The following is a 15,865-nucleotide window of genomic DNA, read 5'->3' as shown; positions in this document are numbered from 1 at the left end:
CCGGAAGCGGGGCCCTGCCTTTAATGGGTGCGAAGATTGTTCCCAAAAAAGGTTGTTCCCATGAAAACGCGTGCGGCGGTCGCTTGGAAAGCCGAGGCTCCTCTGACCATCGAAACCGTCGATCTCGAAGGGCCAAAAGCCGGCGAGGTTCTGGTCGAAATCAAGGCCACAGGGGTGTGCCACACCGACGCCTACACTTTGTCGGGGCTTGATTCGGAAGGTAAATTTCCCGCCATTCTCGGTCACGAGGGCGCGGGGATCGTGCGCGAGGTCGGCGCTGGCGTGACGTGGGTCAAGCCTGGCGACCATGTCATTCCGCTTTACACGCCGGAATGCCGGCAGTGCAAAAGCTGTCTGTCGCAGCGCACCAATCTCTGCACCGCCATCCGCTCCACCCAGGGCCAGGGCCTGATGCCCGACGGCACCAGCCGTTTCTCCTGCGCGCCGGCCGGCGGAAGCAACGACATCGTTTGGCACTACATGGGCTGCTCGACTTTCTCGAACTTCACGGTCCTGCCGGAAATCGCTCTCGCGAAGGTGCGCGAGGACGCGCCTTTCGACAAGATCTGCTACATCGGCTGCGGCGTCACCACCGGCATCGGCGCGGTGGTCTATACCGCCAAGGTCTGGCCCGGCGCCAATGTCGTGGTGTTCGGCCTCGGCGGCATCGGCCTGAACGTCATTCAGGGCGCGCGCATGGTCGGCGCAGACAAGATCGTCGGCATCGATCTGAACCCCGGCAAGGTTGAAATGGCGAAGAAATTCGGCATGACCCATTTCATCAACCCGAACGACGTCGGTCGCGACAAGGTCGTCGAGGCCATTGTCGACGTCACCGGCGGCGGCGCGGATTTCTCGTTCGAGTGCATCGGCAATGTGCATACGATGCGGCAATCGCTGGAATGCTGCCATCGCGGCTGGGGCACATCGGTCCTCATCGGCGTCGCGCCGTCGGGTCAGGAAATCTCCACGCGACCGTTCCAGCTGGTCACCGGCCGCAACTGGCGCGGCTCGGCCTTCGGCGGCGCCCGCGGCCGCACAGATGTGCCGAAAATCGTCGACTGGTATATGGAAGGCAAGATCAATATCGACGATCTCATCACCCACACCATGCCGCTCGACAAGATCAACGACGCCTTCGACCTGATGCACAAGGGCGAGTCGATCCGCTCGGTGGTGATCTATTGATCTCCACCCGGAGCGCGGAAATCCGCCTGCTCGCTGGATATCCATTGTTCCCAGGCCGCGCCTCCAGCGCGGCTTTTTTCCTGGTCTTATATTGCGTCGGTTGGCGATTTCGGCCGAACCCTGCCTGGAGGGCCTCCAAAGCCCCGCGCGGCGCGCTCTTTGAGCGCGCGCTTACGGCGCGCCGCTGAGGACATGCTCCTCAAGAAGATATTTCAGACCGCGATCCCAGGATTGATCGCTGTTGCCGCGGATATCGACGCTGCCGCCCTTGAGCGTCTCGCCGGTCGCGGCGTCCTCGATGCGGATATTGAGGTTCAGGATCAGATTGCTGATCTTTTGCGCCCAGGCGACGATGGCGATCTGTGCGCCGGCCTTTTTCGCCAACTCGGCTTCGCAGCCGTTGCAGTCGTGGATATCCTTGACGGCGTCGATCTGGGTTTCGATCGGAGCCAGGTCCACGACGCGATATTGGCCGGACTTTTCCAGCGCCAGTTTCAACTCCTTGGTCATGCGTTGGACTCGCGCGGTTTCCTCGGGCGAGGTCTCTTGCGGCGAGGAGTTGACAAATACCGCATCGAAGACGGCGGCAGTCTTCGCCTCGTCCGCCCGCGCGCCATTCGCCGCGCCGAGAGCAAGAGCGGCCAGCAGGGCCCGTGTCAGAATCTTTTTCACGCGCATGGCCGATCCGTCCCGAGGCTGGGGCAGGGCGCCTCGCCCTGCGTCATGCCAAGCTATCACGGCGCCGGCTTTGGGCAAGCCGCTGCTTTCCTGGCCATCCAGCGCGTCGAGATGAAGCTCTCGAAAGGAGTTCACACGGGATCCTGTTGCGACAGCGCTTGGCGTTGGGGCCGTCGCGCATTGTGTAGGCCTCGGGCAACGCGGGATCGTCCGCTTGGCCAGGGCGATGCGACGGTAACGCTCGGATTGCTGGAACAACGGGCCGATCATGTGATGAAGCCCGCGCGAAGGACAGGCCGCAATCAGCGCATGATGAAATTCCCTATTGCGCCTCCTTCCCGGAGGCGCGGTCAACTTCGCTAAAATGCCGGGCGAACTTGCCTTCGAAAAGCGGAATGTCCCTATGCGGCCACGTCCCCTCCCGTCCGGGCCAGACAAGCAGCAGCGGCTGGCCATCGACCTCGACCTCCGTCAGTCGCCTTCTCATGAAGTCGCGCGTCGCGGGGGGAAGAATTTGGTTTGATCAAGTTTTTGTGATCAGGGGCCCGGGGCGAAATTCATCGAATGGTTAGAGTCCCGCCCCGAAAATTCGTCGATCATATTAATAAGGACGCCGCTTGCGCTTATAATACCGGCTTCCGCAGCGCGACTCTTCTTCGCCGCCAGATTTCGGGAGAGCGCCCTGTCCGCCTTTTTTCGCCTTCTCTTGATGGTTTTGACTTTACTCACGGCTCAGCGGGCCGTCGCCAGGGAAGCGCAAAACGCCGGCCCGGTCGATACGGCTTTGATCGTGTCGGTGGATGTTTCCGGGTCGGTCGACGACGGCCGTTATGCCCTGCAAATGGATGGGATCGCGCGCGCACTGGAGGACAATGCGGTGATCGCGGCGATCCTGGGCGGCCGGCGCGCCAGTATATTCTTCACGCTGGTCGAGTGGTCCGAGCGTCCGGCGATCTCCATTCCCTGGACGCGGATCGCTTCGCGGGAGGATGCGTTGGCCCTGGCGGCGCAGGTGCGGCGGACGCCGCGCCAGGAGGGCGAATTTACCTGCGTCGCTCATATGATGAAATTCGTGTCGGACCTGGTCGTGACGACGAAGCCCGCACCCGCTGGCCGTGTCGTAATGGATGTCTCGGGCGACGGTATCGACAATTGCGACGGCGAAGAAGCGACCATCGCCAATCGCGACGCATTGGTCGCGACGGGCATGACGATCAACGGCTTGCCGATCAATGAGGGCGACCCGTCGCGGCCGCTCGGCGGCGGGGCCTTTCGTGCGCCAGGGCGGCCTTTCGAGCAGCGCAAGTTCACGGGCGAAATCAAAACGTTGGAGCCCTGGTATGAAAAGCATGTGATCGGCGGCGACGGCGCATTTCTCTTGCCGGCCAATGGCTACAAGGATTTTCGCCACGCAATTCGCCGGAAATTCGTCTTCGAGATCAGCGGCCGTCGAACGCCAGGGAATAGCCGCCCCAACGCCGAACGCGCGGACTTCCCAGGCCGATCCGGGCGCGTCTCGCCTGAGCTGGCTTCGACGCGGTGAAAAATCTCGGGCGAACGATCAGCTGCCGAAAACAACTCGGCGGAAGCGGGCGAGGGCGAAGCTGAAATAGACCGCGCCGACGACCGGCATGGCCGGCAGCGGCTTCCGCACCAGCGTGATGTCGGCGCCGCGAAACAGCGCGGCCTGCGCGAAGGTCAAGGCGCTTCGCTCGCCGCCACGCTTTATGAGCGCATTTCGACGTCAAGATCGAACGCGCCAAGTCGGAAACGATGAGAGGGTCAAAACTCGCCGCCCATGCGTGCAAATACACCAGTTTGAAATCTAACCCTCCAACTCTTGAAGTTGAAAGGTTTCTTCGCGTCGGCGGGTTTCCGGACACTCTCGTTGTTCCTGCAATGCCTCCGAGCGGCCGGTTTCCGGCTTTAGGCGCGAACGTCCTGATCTACGTCGTCTTTTTTTTGCCTTGCGCATTCCGTGAGCGATGCAACTTTCGCCGCTTTCCTTTGTTAGTGAATCAATAAATGGCGGCCGCCTGTCGCGCCTCGTCCATGCCAGCCGCCAAATAATAATGAACAGACGTGCGTCGCTTACGCGCGATTGCGGGTCGCCCGGACGAGGCTTGGCTCTGGTCAATGGAGCGATGCGATGTGTGACTACTCACTGGAAATGTATGCATCCCGTCCTGCACGTGAGGGCGAAATCTATGTAACGACCCGCTTTCCAAGCGGTTCGATTGGCCTCGCGGCGCCGGGCGATTGCACCACCGCGGTATGCGTTTCCTATGGAACGCAGCTGAACCTTGAAAATCTCCCGGCCGATCTCCAGGAAACGCTCAAGGTCTCGGCGTCCGAAAAGATCGTCTTCACCCGTCTCGAGAGCGGCCTGCATCATGACGGCATCAAATTCGCCAATGGTAGCGAGATGCCGCTGCATCGTCTTGGCGCCGGTGTGCTGGCCAGCCTGGTCGACGTCGAAAAGCCGGTCGCGAAGGAAATCGTGCACGAAGAGCGGGTGGTTGAGCTAGAACCGGCCGAGTGAGTTTTTTTGCGTACCGCGGCGGCTTCCCGGAGTTCGCCGCGGCAAATCAAGCGTTTCGGACCACGCAGGCTGACGCCGCTCGCGGGGCGTTAGCTTTGTTGCGCTCATCGAACAAGACCGCGGCTATTTGCGGCCGGTGGGCCCGCGATGGCGGCTCCGCCCGCGGCGGGAAGGAAATTCTTCGCCAACCGGTGATAGAGGCCCTCTCTGCTCAATAATTTGGAGACGCCATTGGCGACGAGGGCCGCCGCCATCAGGGGGATCATCATGGCATGGTCGTTGGTCATTTCGGAAACGATGACGAAGGAGGTGATTGGCGCCTGCACGACGCCGGTCAGGTAGGAAACCATGCCGATCAACGCGAGGGCGCCGAGCGGGACGTGGGGGAAAGCCAGGCTCAGGGCCGAGGCCAGGCCAGCGCCGATGGACAGGGACGGTGAAAATATGCCGCCGGGAATGCCGCTGATCGCGGAAAGCGTGGTTGCGATGAATTTCAGCGGCGCGAACCAGTAGTCGATGGCGCCGTCGGCATGAACAACGGTCCTGGCCTGGGAATAGCCGGTGCCGAAGATTGAAGCGTCGCCGTTGAGGCCGCACAGCGCCACGCCCAATCCGCAGATCATGGCGAAGACGACGGGGCGGCTTTTGATGGCGGCGCCGGCGCGTCCCGGCAGGGCTCCGGCAAAGAGTGCGAGGATCAGGATGAACGTCCCGCCCATCAGGCCGCCGGCGACCGCGCAAACGAAAACGGCGATCCAGGCCACGCCGAAGGGCAGCGTGGCCGAGGTCGAGCCAAAATAAGAATAATTGCCGACCAGCGCCAGGGAGGTCAGGCCGGCGGCGATCACCGCGCCAACGATGAGGCCGCTGGTGCGCGATTCGAAGGACCGGCTCATTTCCTCGATTCCGAACACGATTCCGGCGAGCGGCGTGTTAAAGGCCGCGGCTATGCCCGCCGCCGCTCCAGCCAGGAGAAAGCCGGCCTGTCGATAGGGCGAATAACGGCCCAGGGCGAACATGATCGCGGCGCCGACCTGGACGGTCGGCCCTTCGCGTCCTGTCGAGGCCCCGCAGAGCAGTCCTAGCGTCATGACGATGATCTTGCCGAAGGCGACGCGCAAGGAAACCAGCGGCGTGCGCGCCGCCTGGTCGTCGATCCGCAGCGCGGCGATCGCCTGCGGGATGCCGCTGCCTTGCGAGTTGGGAAAGACATGACGCACCAGCAGCGCAGCCAGGCCAAAGCCGAGGGGCGTGATGACGAGTGGAGCGTGGGGCGCCAAAAAGAGGAAGTGTTTAAAAAGATGCTGGGCCCCATCGGCCATTCGGGCCATAAGCACCGCCGTGGCGCCGACTATGACGCTGCCGGCGATAAAGATTGCGCGCCGCGTCCAACGCTTGGCGGCAATACGCGAACGCCACGCCAGGTGGGCGGCGTAACGACCGAAATTCTCGTCCATTTTGCGGAAGGCTCCCCCGTCGCGCACGCTGTCCAATTTGTTTAGGCGAATTGCGGGCGTCGCGAAATCGAATTCGTCGTGGTTCCGGGCCGGCTGGGCAAGGCGAGGACGCTGTATTTTTTAGCTAAAATAGACGGGCGGGATGAAAAGGGGCGGTTTGGAATTAATTTCCGCGCGGCCTTGTTTTTGCCTTGAGAGAAGTTTACTTTATGTTGATCGAAATTTCGGCCGAAGACTTGGCCTTGCGTCGTGGACGCAGCTGACGACCTCCCTAGAGATATCGATATGAAATGGTCCATTGCTTGCAGTGGGCCTGGTTTAGCTTGCTTTAAGGAGAGTTACGCATGGCTACCGGCACAGTAAAATGGTTCAACGGTCAAAAGGGTTTTGGCTTCATCCAGCCCGACGACGGCGGCAAGGACGTTTTCGTTCATATCAGCGCCGTTGAACAGGCGGGTCTTCGCGGCCTGAACGAAGGCCAGAAGATCAGCTACGAGCTGACCGCCGACAATCGCACCGGTAAATCTTCGGCTTCCCGCCTCAAGGCGGAATGATCGAGACCACTCGCTGACGCGTCGCCGGCCACGGATGTAATGGCGCGGCGCGGCGCGAGATCGGGAAGCCCCGGGCGACGCCTGGGGCTTTTTGTTTAGCTTTTCAGCGGGCGAATTTTAAGAGTTTTCAAGCGAAGCGGGCGCCGCTTCGCTTGAAGAAAACGCGCAAGACGAAAACCGGAGCCTTGTTCAATCCGATTCCATCGGATCGAACAAGGGTCGGGTGGAAAAGACTTCGAAAGGACGGCTCGTGAGCGATCATTTGCGAAAACTCGAGGCGGACAAGGCGCGCCGCGACGTCCTGGCCAGCGGGCATAAATTCCCTGTCGGAACCTTTGTCTCGCTGATAGGCCGGGCGGAGCAGGCGACGTTCAAGGTCACCCGCCAGCTTCCCGACGGCGGATCGGGGCTGCAATACCGGATCAAGAACGAGCGCGAGGATTACGAGCGGGTGGCGACAGAAGCTTTGCTCAATCCTGTTAAAAGGTAGCCAGCGCGGAGAAATCCGGCTTTCCCTTTTTCATTCACCGCTCTAGAAGGCGAGCCCAAACGCCGTCGCTGCCGCCTGCGGGGAACCCATGCCGAACGCCGATCAAACGCCGCCCGTCCACGCCAAAGTCATCATTGTCGGCTCCGGTCCCGCCGGTTACACGGCGGCGATCTACGCCGCCCGGGCCATGCTCAAGCCGATGCTGATCGCCGGATTCGAGGCCGGCGGCCAATTGATGATCACCACCGACGTCGAGAATTATCCCGGTTTCGCCGAGCCGATTCAGGGGCCCTGGCTGATGGAGCAGATGCGCCTTCAGGCCGAGCATGTCGGGGCCGACCTGGTCAACGACCATATCGTCAAGGCTGAACTGGACCGCCGCCCGTTCCGGCTGACCGGCGATTCCGGCCGCGTTTATACCGCCGACGCTTTGATCGTCGCCACGGGAGCCAAGGCGCAATGGCTGGGTGGAAAGTCGGAAGAAAAATTCAAGGGTTTCGGCGTTTCCGCCTGCGCGACCTGCGATGGGTTTTTCTTCCGCAACCGACGTGTCGTGGTCGTCGGCGGCGGCAATTCGGCGGTCGAGGAGGCGCTCTACCTGTCCCATATCGCGTCGCACGTCACGCTGGTTCATCGCCGCGACTCCCTGCGCTCCGAGCGCATCCTGCAGGAACGCCTGTTCGCCCGGCCGAACGTCGAAATGCGCTGGAGCAGCGTCATCGACGAAATTCTCGGATCGGAAAACCCGCTTTCGGTCGAGGCCGTGCGACTGAAGAACGTCAAGACCGGCGCGACCGAGAAAATCGAAGCCGACGGCGTGTTCGTCGCCATCGGCCACAAGCCGGCGACAGAGCTTTTTGTTGGCCAGATCGAGATGAAGCCCAATGGCTATATCAAGACCGCGCCGGATTCGACTGCGACCAATATCGAGGGCGTCTTCGCCGCCGGCGACGTGGCCGACGACAAATATCGCCAGGCGGTGACGGCCGCGGGCCTCGGCTGCATGGCGGCGCTGGAGGCCGAACGCTGGCTGGCGGCGCAGGACTAGCCGTTTTTTTAACGCTTGGGTCCTAAAATGATCGTCTGCGGCCGTTTTGCGCGGCGCCGGGGAAAACAGGGGCTTGGCCATGAAACGGGGACTGATCGTCGATGATTCGGCGGTGATCCGCAACATCGCGGGCCGGATTCTCGAACTGTTGAATTTCTCCAGTTCCGAGGCTGAAAACGGCGCCAAGGCGCTGGAGCTTTGCGCCCGATCCATGCCCGACGTGATCCTGCTCGACTGGCGTCTCCACGGGACCGAGACCCGAGAATTTCTCCGCGCTTTGCGTGGCCTGCCCGGTGGCGGCGAACCCAGGATCATTTACTGCGCCACTGAAAACGATCCCCTGGCGATCAGCCGCGCCTTGCGCGCCGGCGCCGACGATTTTTTGCTGAAACCCTTCGACCATCGCGCCATCCAGGAAAAATTCGAGGAAAACGGCCTGATCGGTTGATTGGAGCGAATAGATCGCGAGCCTCGATCCGATTCCGAACTTCTCTTGAAATCAGTGCTGCGCTGCGTTCGTAGTTCCGGCCGACTCAGCGCCACGACAGGCGTTTAACTCCGACTCGATGGTATCGGCCGAAACCATATAAGGGGCGTCATGGCGCGGCGCCGGCCCAGCCCGGCGGTTCATGTTCTTGCGGCGCGTCGGCCATTCAGGGTATATTTTTTTGCCAATTCAATAAGTTTTTGGTGGGCCCAACTTTATGAGTCATGTCGATATAGGGGCCTCCCCGGACAATCTTGAAGCATCGGCGTCCCGTCCAAGCGCCGCCGTCGAGGCCTGTCCCATGTGTCCCGACGGAAGCTTGACGCCGTTGCGCTATGTCGAAGACGTCTCTTTTCTTCGTTGTACCGGTTGCGGAACGATTCTCGCTGAAAAGGACTTCCTTGACCGAACCATTGCGGGTGAAGCGCGAATTTATGACGACGCTTACTGGAAAGAGGAATTGTCCTCGGCGCGCGAACGCGGATTTGGCGCGTCGATAATCAGATTGGCCGAGGTTTTCGCCTATGCCCGCAGGCCGGTTCGACGTTTTCTGGATGTCAGCAGCGGCGCCGGCGTATTGCTTGATGCGACGGCGGAATTGCTGCCTGAGATCGCAAATACTTTCTGGGGCATCGAGCCCTTCCCCCCGCCGCCTGCCTTCCGCTCCCAGCATCCACAATATTGTGTCGGTTTTCTTTCCAGCCTCTCAGGTTGCTTCGATGGTGGTGTCTGTATCGAAGTGATCGAGCATCTGCCCCCACCAGTGCTTGAGAAACTTGTTGGTGAATTGGCGAGGCTTTCCGAGCCACGCGCCCTTTGGTATTTCAACTCAGCCCAGCCTGATTATGTAGAAAACATCGAGCCTGGCTATCTTGATCCTCATAATAGAGGCCATATAGCTAGCTATTCCCTCAAGGGGCTTCGCCACTCGTTTCGCAAAGCCGGGTTCACGTTGCATGCGTTGCCCGGGCGCGACTGGGCCTTCCTTGCCGAATACGGGGATAATCCGCCGGAAGACGGGAACGATCTCCTGAACCGAGTGTCGACCATGCTTCCAGAAAACCGGGACCATCTCACATCGGCGCGCTTTGGCAGCCTTCTGGTTGCTGCGGCGACCGAGAGCGCTCGTTGCTATATAGAAGCGTCAAGAGCCGCTTGGGCGATTCAGGAACTCAAGAAAGCCAAAGAAAGAAAAAAACGCAGCCTGTTCAAGGTGAGCGCCTGGTTCCATCGCTAAACGGAGGCGAATTCAGGCTGGGGTGGGGGACTACGATAAGGTTCAGGCAAATAAAAAACCCGCGACAAGGCGGGTTTTTTTTGTTGCGCCGGAAAATGTTCAGGCGGTGATGCGCTCGTCGGCGTCGGAAGGCTCGCGCAGCACATAGCCGCGGCCCCAGACGGTCTCGATGTAGTTCCGGCCGGCGCTGGCATTGGCGAGCTTCTTGCGCAATTTGCAGATGAAGACGTCGATGATCTTCAGTTCCGGCTCGTCCATGCCGCCATAGAGGTGGTTGAGGAACATTTCCTTGGTCAGGGTGGTGCCCTTGCGCAGCGAGAGCAGCTCCAGCATCTGATATTCCTTGCCGGTCAGATGCACGCGGGCGCCGCTGACTTCGACCGTCTTCTGGTCGAGATTGACGACCAGGTCGCCGGTGGCGATCACCGACTGGGCGTGGCCCTTGGAGCGGCGGACGATGGCGTGGATGCGGGCGACCAGTTCGTCCTTGTGGAAGGGCTTGGTCAGATAATCATCGGCGCCGAAGCCGAGACCCTTGACCTTGTCCTCGATGCCGGCGAGGCCGGACAGGATGAGGATGGGCGTCTTGACCTTGGCGACGCGGAGGGTGCGCAGCACCTCGTAGCCCGACATGTCCGGCAGGTTGAGATCGAGCAGGATGATGTCGTAATCATAGAGCTTGCCGAGATCGATGCCTTCTTCGCCGAGATCGGTGGTATAAGTGTTGAAATTCTCGGACTTGAGCATCAGTTCGATGCTTTGCGCGGTGGCGCTGTCGTCTTCGATCAATAATACGCGCATGTGAAGTCCTCACCCCGCCCCAAGGAATTGCGACGCCGGTCGAGATGGACGCCGGGCTAGCGGCCTTCCCTCGACGCGAGACGAGCGCCCACGCAAATCACTTCTGAAAACGCTTAATGCCGAATGGTTAACAAACAGTGATTCACTCTGGCAAGCGCCTTCGACGTTAATTCGCGTTTGGTTGCTCCGGCCCCCCGCTGGCGCCGAAAATGACTGTGGAAAAAACGCCAGCGCCGGATTTCCGGCCGTAATCGCCGGGCGTTCTTTGTTCCCGCCTTTCGCGCCGCCCATCGGCCTTCGGGTAGGAACATGGAAAGGAGTGTTAAGCATGGCGGTTAACGAAGGCTTAGCGGCAGGGCCGCTTTCCCCGGCGCGCGCAATAATTTTGGCTAAAAGTTCACCTTTTTGCCGTTGGGGTAAGGAAACGGCAACCTCCGTACGGCAATCTCGCAACGTCTCGCGGAATTTGTCTTTGGTGGCTGAAAATGAATTTCAGCCTGCGTCCCTGGAGTTGAAGTCATGAAATCGCGGGATACGCTCGTCCGACTCAAGCGTTTTCAGGTGGAGGAAAAACGCCGCCGCCTGACGCAGATCGAAATGATGATCGCGGAGTTCAACCGGATGGCCGGAGAACTCGACCGCGAAATCGCGATCGAGGAACAGAAGTCCGGCGTCAAGGATATGGCGCATTACGCCTATTCGACCTATGCCCGCGCCGCCCGCACACGCCGCGACAATCTGATGCATTCGTCCGACGAGCTGAAGGGCCAGCTCGACGAGGCGCGCGCCTTGTTCGACCAGGCCAATGACGAATTGGCCAAGGCGCAGGTGCTGGAAGGCCGGGACAAGGCGCCCGCGCTCAACGATCTGACCCGCGACGTGATGGATATGGCGGTTTTCCGCGGCGCGCGCGCCTGAACCCTGTCGCTGGGCGTCAGAACGCCCAGCTCAAACGCCCGGTCGGCGCAAGCAACATCATGCTTGCGCCTGGCGCCTTCGTGTAGCAAAGGAGGCGGGAGCGGACACGAAAAGCGTTCGCCGCCATCGGAGCGCGCAGGGCCCGGATGAATTTCATCAAACGCAACCTCGATTACATCTGGCCCGCGCTCGGGTTTGCGGCAGTCCTGGTTTCCTTCTGGCTGCTGTATCGCCAGTTCCAGGGTCAGTCGCTCGGCCCGCAGCTTGTCGCCGCCTTCCGCGCCATTCCGCCGTCGCATTATCTGCTCGCCTTGGCCTCGACGGTGGTGGCCTATGTCGCCCTGGCCTTTTACGACCGGATCGCGCTACTGCATCTCGGCGTCAGCAATATTTCCTGGCGGTTCGTCGCCGCCTGTTCCTTCACCACTTATGCGCTGTCGCATAATATCGGCGCTTCCGTCGTCTCCGGCGCCATGGTGCGTTATCGCGGCTATTCGTCGAAAGGTCTCAGCGCGGCGCAGATCGCGATGTTGGTGGCGATCACTTCCCTAACTTTTGTTCTCGGCGAAGCCGTCGTCGGCGGCGTCGCGCTAGTCTTGCGGCCGCAGGCGCTCGCCCAACTCGGCGAATTCCTCCCGTCCTTCCTTCCATCCTTCTTATCCACTTTCCTCACCGATTCAGCGACAGCGCGCATTATTGGTTTCGCGCTTCTCGCTTTGGTCGCGCTCTATTGCGTCGGCTCGGTCCTGCGTCTTCCTCCACTGACACTTTTCGGCGCGCGGATCGAATATCCGCATTGGGAAATCGTGCTGCGCCAGTTGATCGCGGCGCCGGCGGAAATCCTCGGCGCGGCGGGGATCATTTATTTCGCGCTGCCGGACGCCGGCAATCCGGGCTTCATCGTCGTCCTGGCGGTGTTCATCGTTTCGTTTTCCGCCGCTCTGGCGTCCAACGCTCCCGGCGGACTGGGGGTGTTCGAGTTGGTGTTCCTGAAGAGCATGCCCGGCGCGCCGCAGGACGGCGTGCTCGCCGCCCTATTGCTTTGGCGCCTGCTTTACCTGCTTCTTCCGCTGGCTCTGGCCATTCCCGTCATCATGGGATTCGAAGAGCGCCGTCTCGCGGAAGCGATCCTGCATCATCACCATCTCGCCGAGGAGCAGGCGGAGATCCACGCGAAATCGCGCGCCCATGACTGAATGACATTTTCGTTGACCGCGAAGGGTCGCGGTCAACGAATCCCTCGCATCAGCCAGTAGGGCGTCTTTAGACGCCCGTCTTACGGCGTGCTTTCGGTCGCATTCGCTCCTGGCGCGCTTCCCAGGCTCATGCCTGGACGGCAAGTGCGAACATAAAATCACAACGGCGCTAAAGGGGTCCGTCCGCGTCACATGCGATATTGCTGCAGGCGGGTGGTGCGCAGGCCGGCGAGGCCATGCTGGTCGATCGACATCTGCCAGGACAGGAATTCATCGACCGTCAGCGTATAGCGGCTGCAGGCTTCCTCCAGCGAAAGCAGACCGCCGCGCACGGCGGCGACGACTTCCGCCTTGCGGCGAATGACCCACCTCTTGGTGGACGGCGGCGGCAGATCGGCGATGGTCAGCGGGCTGCCATCTGGCCCGATGACATATTTTACCCTCGGGCGGTGGGGCTCGGTCATGCTTGATACTCACGTTACGCAAAGAACCCTGACTATTTTTCGACGTTATCGCGTGCGGCTTAAGAAACGCCTAAGCCAACAGGCCGAATTTTCTCGATAACGGGTTGTTTGGCTGGGAGTTTCTTGCCAAAGTCTTAGCGAGGCGACGATTGTGTTTCCCTTCGGCACAGATCAAAGGTTCGCGTTAACCGTATTGCGATGGCGAGAAATCAAACGCCCGCCGCTTCCCCGCCGGGCGCCGTTGCGTCGGCGAGCTTCCGGTTGGCTGGCCGATGTGAGGGCATCAAGCCAAATCCGTTGAAAAACGGCGCGAGAGTGCTTATTGAAAGAGGGCGTCCGGAGTGGGCGTTTGATTTTGCTCTCATCTCCGCGCATGGCCCGGCGCCATTTCCGAGCGCGAACGTCGTTTTGACGATGAGAAGTTTAAGGCCGGACCGCGAGACCCTTATTCATGACCGCCGCCGCGTCGCCATATCGCAATAGTCTCGACCTGCCCAAGCCGCCGGGTGAAACCCGCGTGGTCGTGGCCATGTCCGGCGGCGTCGATTCTTCCGTGGTCGCGGCCTTGCTCAAGGAGCAGGGCTATGACGTCGTCGGCGTCACCATGCAGCTTTACGACCAGGGAGAAGCGGAACATCGGCCGGGCTCCTGCTGCGCCGGCCAGGATATTTTCGACGCCCGCCAGGTGGCGGCGCGGCTCGGCGTTCCGCATTACGTGCTGGATTACGAGACGCGGTTTCGCGCCAAGGTGATCGACGCCTTCGCCCAATCCTACGCCGAGGGCGAGACGCCCATTCCCTGCGTCACCTGCAACCAGCAGATCAAATTCGTCGATCTGTTCGACATGGCGCGCGATCTTGGCGCCGACGCTCTGGCGACCGGGCATTATATCGCCTCGCGCGCCGACGGAGACGAGAGGGCGCTATTTCGCGCCATGGATTCCGACCGGGACCAGAGCTATTTCCTGTTCGCCACGACACGCGAGCAATTGCGGCTGTTGCGTTTTCCGCTCGGCGAAATGAGCAAGCCCGAAGTGCGCGAGCACGCCCGCCGGCTGGGCCTCGACATAGCCGACAAGCCCGATAGCCAGGACATCTGCTTCGTGCCGACCGGCCGTTACAGCGACATCGTCGAAAGGCTGGCGCCGCAGGCCGCTTCGCCGGGCGACATCGTCCACGTCGATGGGCGCAAGCTCGGCCGCCATCATGGCGTGATGCATTACACCGTCGGCCAAAGGAAGGGCCTCGGCCTTGGCGCGGCGGGCGCCGTCGCCGGCGAGCCGCTCTACGTGGTCAAGATCGACGCCGCCCATGCGCAGGTTACGGTCGGGCCGCGCTCGGCCCTGGCGACCAGGCGCGTTTTTTTGCGCGACGTGAACTGGATAGGCCCCGGGGACTTCAAGACAGCCGCGGCGGCAGGTCTGGAAATCGCGGCGCGGGTGCGCTCCACCCGGCCGCCCGTTCCGGCGCTGCTGGAAATGAAGGATGGCGAAGCTTTCGTCGAATTCCTCGACGACGAGAACGGCGTCGCGCCCGGCCAGGCCTGTGTGTTTTACGAGAACGCCGAGCCGCGGGGTCGAATGCTGGGCGGGGGCTTCATCAAGAGCGCCGAATCGGCCGTGGCCGCGCCGTCTTTGCCGCGCGTCGCCAGCGCATGAGCGAGATTCGCCGCGAAATCGCCGTGCTGGAAAATGCGCATGTCGAGGAAGCCTACGCCCGCTGGGCGCCGGTCTATGACCTCGCCTTCACCGCGATCATGGCGCCGGGACGGCGCGCCGCCGTGGCCGCCGCGCAGAGGCGGGGGGGCCTGATCCTCGACGTTGGCGTCGGCACCGGGCTCGAGTTGCCGATGTTCAACGCCGATGTAAAGCTCGTTGGCGTCGATCTGTCGGAGCCGATGCTGCGCCGGGCGCAAACGCGGGTGAAGCGCGAAAAACTGCGTCAGGTGGCGGGCCTTTGCGTGATGGACGCGACGCGGCTGGCTTTTCCGTCGCAACATTTCGACGCGGCGGTGGCGCCCTATGTGCTGACGGTCGTTCCCGATCCCGCCGCGACGCTCGACGAGCTGGCGCGGGTCGTGAAGCCGGGCGGCGAGATCGTGCTGGTCAATCACGTCGGCGCAGAAACGGGGCCGATCGCCTGGATCGAGCGCTGGCTGGGCCAGAAATCGGCCTCGCTCGGCTGGCGCCCGGAATTTCCTTGGGCGATTCTTGGGGATTGGCTGGCCACGCGCTCCGATCTGCGCCTGACGGAGCGCCGAAAAATCGCGCCTTTGGGCTTATTCACACTGGCGCGGATCGAGCGGCTGAAATGAGTGGCGGTTCCTTGACAATGCCGGCGCCGGCGGATTATAGACCGCCCACTTGAGGCGCGGACGATTGGCGCTTCGTGGCGGGGTAGCTCAGCTGGCTAGAGCACGGGAATCATAATCCTGGGGTCGGGGGTTCGAGTCCCTCCTCCGCTACCATCGTTCCCCCCGACGGCCCCCCACGCTTGGGCCTTCGGCACAAGGAGCGTAATCGACCGTTGATCTCGACGATCACCCCGGCCTCATCCGACGCCGGAACCAAAATCACCGACTTTACAAGCCTTCGCAGCTTAACCACTGCCGGACTATCCGCGTCTACCGTTCCCCGCTTCACGCTCGCGCGTAGGTCGCGAACGGTCGTGATATAGTCGGTCATGGTAGCGGTTCGGATTTCGAGATCGTCCTCAGCATCGTCGAGCGACATTAGAGCATTCCCCGCTTGGCCTGAATCGTGATGATTGGGGGATTCCCTTGGGTGTGGAAATGGGCGAATCTGCG

Annotated in this window: 17 protein-coding genes and 1 tRNA gene; 13 read left to right on the top strand and 5 right to left on the bottom strand. The window is 61.4% G+C overall.

From position 1 onward, the window contains the following. Positions 1 to 60 precede the first annotated feature (60 nt). Complete coding sequence (locus ACLP2E_RS03155) at positions 61 to 1,188, top strand: S-(hydroxymethyl)glutathione dehydrogenase/class III alcohol dehydrogenase (RefSeq protein ID WP_442460926.1); 1,128 nt, start codon at positions 61 to 63, stop codon at positions 1,186 to 1,188. 171 nt (positions 1,189 to 1,359) lie between these two features. On the opposite strand, the gene ACLP2E_RS03150 is transcribed toward ACLP2E_RS03155, so the two are convergent. Further along, positions 1,360 to 1,866 carry a DUF3280 domain-containing protein gene (locus ACLP2E_RS03150; RefSeq protein ID WP_442465120.1) on the bottom strand — a complete coding sequence of 169 codons (507 nt, stop codon included), beginning with the start codon at positions 1,864 to 1,866 and terminating at the stop codon, positions 1,360 to 1,362. Positions 1,867 to 2,575: 709 nt separating this feature from the next. Between ACLP2E_RS03150 and ACLP2E_RS03145 the strand changes: the two genes are divergently transcribed. Then, a complete protein-coding gene (locus tag ACLP2E_RS03145; protein WP_442465119.1) occupies positions 2,576 to 3,409 on the top strand; it encodes a DUF1194 domain-containing protein in 834 nt (277 codons plus the stop codon). Between the two features lie 18 nt (positions 3,410 to 3,427). Here ACLP2E_RS03145 and ACLP2E_RS03140 read toward each other — a convergent pair whose 3' ends face one another. Further along, the gene (locus ACLP2E_RS03140) at positions 3,428 to 3,568 is read right to left on the bottom strand and encodes a hypothetical protein (protein WP_442461213.1); all 141 of its coding nucleotides are present in this window, start codon (positions 3,566 to 3,568) and stop codon (positions 3,428 to 3,430) included. Positions 3,569 to 4,015: 447 nt separating this feature from the next. Here ACLP2E_RS03140 and ACLP2E_RS03135 point away from each other — a divergent pair, with 447 nt between their 5' ends. Then, positions 4,016 to 4,408 carry a hypothetical protein gene (locus ACLP2E_RS03135; protein ID WP_442461214.1) on the top strand — a complete coding sequence of 131 codons (393 nt, stop codon included), beginning with the start codon at positions 4,016 to 4,018 and terminating at the stop codon, positions 4,406 to 4,408. A gap of 104 nt (positions 4,409 to 4,512) precedes the next feature. On the opposite strand, the gene ACLP2E_RS03130 is transcribed toward ACLP2E_RS03135, so the two are convergent. Further along, on the bottom strand, positions 4,513 to 5,865 hold the full coding sequence (locus tag ACLP2E_RS03130) for a chloride channel protein (protein ID WP_442465118.1): 1,353 nt from the start codon (positions 5,863 to 5,865) through the stop codon (positions 4,513 to 4,515). Between the two features lie 344 nt (positions 5,866 to 6,209). On the opposite strand from ACLP2E_RS03130, the gene ACLP2E_RS03125 reads away from it, so the two are divergent. The 5 genes from ACLP2E_RS03125 to ACLP2E_RS03105 all read left to right on the top strand — a co-directional run bounded on the left by ACLP2E_RS03125 (position 6,210) and on the right by ACLP2E_RS03105 (position 9,681). Beyond that, positions 6,210 to 6,419: a cold-shock protein gene (locus tag ACLP2E_RS03125; protein ID WP_442461216.1), complete on the top strand. Its 210-nt coding sequence runs from the start codon at positions 6,210 to 6,212 to the stop codon at positions 6,417 to 6,419. Positions 6,420 to 6,669: 250 nt separating this feature from the next. Further along, positions 6,670 to 6,909: a hypothetical protein gene (locus ACLP2E_RS03120; RefSeq protein ID WP_442461217.1), complete on the top strand. Its 240-nt coding sequence runs from the start codon at positions 6,670 to 6,672 to the stop codon at positions 6,907 to 6,909. Between the two features lie 88 nt (positions 6,910 to 6,997). Further along, positions 6,998 to 7,957: a thioredoxin-disulfide reductase gene (gene trxB, locus ACLP2E_RS03115; RefSeq protein WP_442461218.1), complete on the top strand. Its 960-nt coding sequence runs from the start codon at positions 6,998 to 7,000 to the stop codon at positions 7,955 to 7,957. 79 nt (positions 7,958 to 8,036) lie between these two features. Then, complete coding sequence (locus tag ACLP2E_RS03110) at positions 8,037 to 8,405, top strand: response regulator (RefSeq protein ID WP_442461219.1); 369 nt, start codon at positions 8,037 to 8,039, stop codon at positions 8,403 to 8,405. A gap of 358 nt (positions 8,406 to 8,763) precedes the next feature. Beyond that, entirely contained in the window at positions 8,764 to 9,681 is a 918-nt protein-coding gene (locus tag ACLP2E_RS03105) for a methyltransferase domain-containing protein (RefSeq protein ID WP_442465117.1), read from the top strand. 99 nt (positions 9,682 to 9,780) lie between these two features. Here ACLP2E_RS03105 and ctrA read toward each other — a convergent pair whose 3' ends face one another. Next, complete coding sequence (gene ctrA / locus ACLP2E_RS03100; RefSeq protein ID WP_442461221.1) at positions 9,781 to 10,482, bottom strand: response regulator transcription factor CtrA; 702 nt, start codon at positions 10,480 to 10,482, stop codon at positions 9,781 to 9,783. A 519-nt stretch (positions 10,483 to 11,001) separates the two neighbouring features. Here ctrA and ACLP2E_RS03095 point away from each other — a divergent pair. Both ACLP2E_RS03095 and ACLP2E_RS03090 read left to right on the top strand, forming a co-directional pair. Further along, a complete protein-coding gene (locus tag ACLP2E_RS03095) occupies positions 11,002 to 11,400 on the top strand; it encodes a flagellar export protein FliJ (protein WP_442461222.1) in 399 nt (132 codons plus the stop codon). 155 nt (positions 11,401 to 11,555) lie between these two features. Then, positions 11,556 to 12,596, top strand: coding sequence for a UPF0104 family protein (locus ACLP2E_RS03090; RefSeq protein WP_442465132.1), 1,041 nt, complete (start codon positions 11,556 to 11,558; stop codon positions 12,594 to 12,596). Between the two features lie 188 nt (positions 12,597 to 12,784). On the opposite strand, the gene sciP is transcribed toward ACLP2E_RS03090, so the two are convergent. Then, positions 12,785 to 13,060, bottom strand: a complete 276-nt coding sequence (sciP, locus tag ACLP2E_RS03085; RefSeq protein ID WP_243066288.1) for a CtrA inhibitor SciP — start codon at positions 13,058 to 13,060, stop codon at positions 12,785 to 12,787. A 451-nt stretch (positions 13,061 to 13,511) separates the two neighbouring features. Here sciP and mnmA point away from each other — a divergent pair, with 451 nt between their 5' ends. The 3 genes from mnmA (at position 13,512) to ACLP2E_RS03070 (ending at position 15,526) form a co-directional block, all read left to right on the top strand. After that, on the top strand, positions 13,512 to 14,717 hold the full coding sequence (gene mnmA, locus ACLP2E_RS03080; RefSeq protein WP_442461223.1) for a tRNA 2-thiouridine(34) synthase MnmA: 1,206 nt from the start codon (positions 13,512 to 13,514) through the stop codon (positions 14,715 to 14,717). Next, positions 14,714 to 15,373 carry a class I SAM-dependent methyltransferase gene (locus tag ACLP2E_RS03075; protein ID WP_442461224.1) on the top strand — a complete coding sequence of 220 codons (660 nt, stop codon included), beginning with the start codon at positions 14,714 to 14,716 and terminating at the stop codon, positions 15,371 to 15,373. Before mnmA ends, ACLP2E_RS03075 begins: the two co-directional genes overlap by 4 nt. A gap of 76 nt (positions 15,374 to 15,449) precedes the next feature. Beyond that, positions 15,450 to 15,526 (top strand) — tRNA-Met (locus ACLP2E_RS03070). Positions 15,527 to 15,865 lie beyond the last annotated feature (339 nt).

Origin of the sequence: Rhodoblastus sp., assembly GCF_052145335.1 — a bacterium.
GTDB lineage: Bacteria > Pseudomonadota > Alphaproteobacteria > Rhizobiales > Beijerinckiaceae > Rhodoblastus.
This window is presented reverse-complemented; position numbering and strand designations above follow the sequence as displayed.